The following is a 2,822-nucleotide window of genomic DNA, read 5'->3' as shown; positions in this document are numbered from 1 at the left end:
AATTCAGGTGGCTTGAGCATGGATAATTCGGGTGCTGAAAATCACTGTACCATATTTGCGATTAATGAATCTCCTTTAGACCAAAACATCATTTGGGTAGGTACAGACGACGGTAATGTTCAATTAACTCAAGACGGAGGAAAAACATGGACCAATGTAACGGCCAATATCCCGAATCTTCCAAAAAACACATGGGCATATTTTATAGAACCAAGTAGTTTTGATAAAAATACGGCTTATGCGGTATTCACTGGTTACACCAGTGGAGATTTTAAACCTTACGTGTACAAAACTACAGACGCTGGTAAAACTTGGAAATCTATCGTTTCACCTGATTTGAAATCATTCGTAAGAAACATCAAAGAAGACTACAAAAACCCTAATTTGTTGTTTTTAGGCACAGAGGGCGGACTTTATGTTACTATCGATGGTGGACAAAACTGGTCGCAGTTTAAGAACAATATGCCTCCAGTTGCAGTACACTGGATTGCCCTTCATCCGACCGAAGATGCTTTAGTGATGGCTACACATGGTAGAGGAGTAATTATCATCGACGATATTTCGCCTCTAAGACAGCTGACAAAAGAAATTATAGCCAAAGATCTGCATTTCTTCACTACAAAACCTACCAAAATGGCCGAATCAGGTGCATTTGGAGGCTATGCTCGTATGGGAGAATTCGTAGGTGAAAACCCAAACTCAATGGCACAAGTGGTGTATTATTTGAAGAGCCGTCACACTTTTGGCAAAATGTCTTTGGAAATATTCGACCAAAACGACAAGAAAATTGCCGATTTAGCACCTGGTAAATCGAAAGGCATCAATTATGTGGATTGGACTTACAGTCTCAAACCACCAAAGGTTGCAAAAGGAAAAACAATAATTCAGGCTGGATTCCAAGGCCCAACTGTTCTTCCCGGACCTTACAAAGTAAAAATAACCAAGGGAGCAAAAACTTACGAAAGCACCTTGAACCTAATCGCCAATCCGAAGTCGATACATACGGCAGATGATCGTAAAGTGCAGTTCGAAACCGCAATGAAGCTTTTCAATATGAGTGAGGAATTGGGTTATTTGGTTGACCAAATAGACAATTACAAAATAAAAATCGACTCCATTTCACCGAAATTGACCTCGACTAAATTGAAAAAACAATTCCCAGTGGCCGACATTGCAAGCAAAATGCAAACACTGAAAGAAACTTTGGTGGTATTGAAGGGAGACAACTACGTAGGTGCTGCCGAGCCGCAATTGAGAGAAAAAATCTCAGGTTTGTATGGTGAGGTTTTGAGTTATACGGGCCGCCCAACCAACGCACAATTGGCCAGCATGAAGGTATTGGACGAGAAACTTTCGGCAGCCAAAACACAGATGGAAGGTTTTAAAGCAAGTTTAGACAAATTGGCACCAGCCATGGTAAAAGCCAAAATGCCTGAATTGAAAGTGAGGAGCTTTGAGGAATTCAAAGCAGCTGAAAATTAAGAATATTTTGTTTTTTTGATAGAATTCACCCCGACTGAGCAATTGGTTGGGGTGTTTTTTTACATCATCTTCACCAAAATCCACTCTGGCAAATTACGCATGAGGAAACCTATTATTCTAAATCTCTTAGTGACATACACCACAGGTTTATCCGCTAAGACGGCGTCAAAAATCTGGTTTGCCACCTTGTCGGCTTTGGCGACCCAAAACATCCCTCTTTGACCGTCAGTCATTTCAGTTTCAACATAACCTGGCCGTACATCTATTACTTTTACGCCATGATTTCTCTTTTTAGAACGAATCCTTAGTCCTTCCATATAAGTGGAAGCAAATGCCTTGGTGGCATGGTATTCGGGCGAAGTTGGCCCTCCTCTTTCACCTGCAACTGAAGAAATACCTACAATTTTTCCGCTTCCCTTAGATTTAAAATAATAATAGGCCCATTGAGCCAAACCCATAAATCCACGGGCGTTGATATCAATGGTTTTGAGTTCGTCTTCAAAACTCGCCTTTGGAATACCAATGCCCGCATTGATGATGAGGATATCCAATCCGCCCATTTTTTCCACCAAATCAGCCAAAATGTTCCGAGTACTCTCCACTTTTTCCACATCCATTTCTGCAATGTAGAATTTGGCCCTTGGTAATTCCTCTACAATTTTTTGGAGCAAATTTGTTCTTCTTGCCGTTATTCCGACCTCAAACCCCTCTTGGGCATATTTTATAGCAAGAGCCTTGCCTATTCCCGAACTTGCACCTATGATAATTACTTTTTGTGACATTAGTTTGAAATATTATCCTTTTACAATTTGCAGTAATATTATGCAAAATAAAACATAATCCAAATCATGGAAGAAGTAAGCAAGCCTGCATAAAATATATCTGATTTAAATAAAGTCATTTCATCTTTTGCCCGTTTGTGAAACCAAACAAACAAAAGCAAACAAACAATTGCGGCTGGAGTGGCTGCTGTTTGAGGTGAAATCAGGCCCAATAATGCTACTACTATAAATGGAATTTGAGTAAGTAAAAACCAAAACAAGGTACTTCCAATGCCAGATAAGGATATGCCTAAATCGAATTCTGCAATCTTGGCCTTTCCATTTGCATTTAGATATTTACTCCATATCACCAGCAAAATTGAGCCTATTAAAAAAATTGAAAATACACGATACAAAAAGTTGAAGGTTTCGCCGAAGGTTTGTCTGATAAATGGGTATTGAATCAGTATGTTTTCAAATATCCAATCACATCCTAAACCAATAAAGGGAGAACCCGCCAAAACCATTACGGCAGCTATAGGATTGGTTTGTTTCCAAAGTACTCCCCAGAAAAACACC

2 protein-coding genes and 1 pseudogene are annotated in these 2,822 nt (G+C 39.7%); 1 reads left to right on the top strand and 2 read right to left on the bottom strand.

Going from position 1 to position 2,822, the window contains the following annotated elements; all coding sequences use genetic code 11:
• The coding region (locus EGI31_RS25600) for a VPS10 domain-containing protein (RefSeq protein ID WP_445468527.1) at nt 1-1,482 on the top strand (1,482 nt) is incomplete at its 5' end.
• A gap of 59 nt (nt 1,483-1,541) precedes the next feature.
• On the opposite strand, the gene EGI31_RS25595 is transcribed toward EGI31_RS25600, so the two are convergent.
• Together EGI31_RS25595 and EGI31_RS25590 are read right to left on the bottom strand one after the other, a co-directional pair.
• The gene (locus tag EGI31_RS25595) at nt 1,542-2,264 is read right to left on the bottom strand and encodes an SDR family NAD(P)-dependent oxidoreductase (protein WP_255037017.1); all 723 of its coding nucleotides are present in this window, start codon (nt 2,262-2,264) and stop codon (nt 1,542-1,544) included.
• Nucleotides 2,265-2,302: 38 nt separating this feature from the next.
• Nucleotides 2,303-2,822: pseudogene (locus EGI31_RS25590) on the bottom strand (SLC5 family protein); the annotation flags it as partial.

Source organism: Lacihabitans soyangensis (assembly GCF_024343775.1).
GTDB lineage: Bacteria > Bacteroidota > Bacteroidia > Cytophagales > Spirosomataceae > Leadbetterella > Leadbetterella soyangensis.
This window is presented reverse-complemented; position numbering and strand designations above follow the sequence as displayed.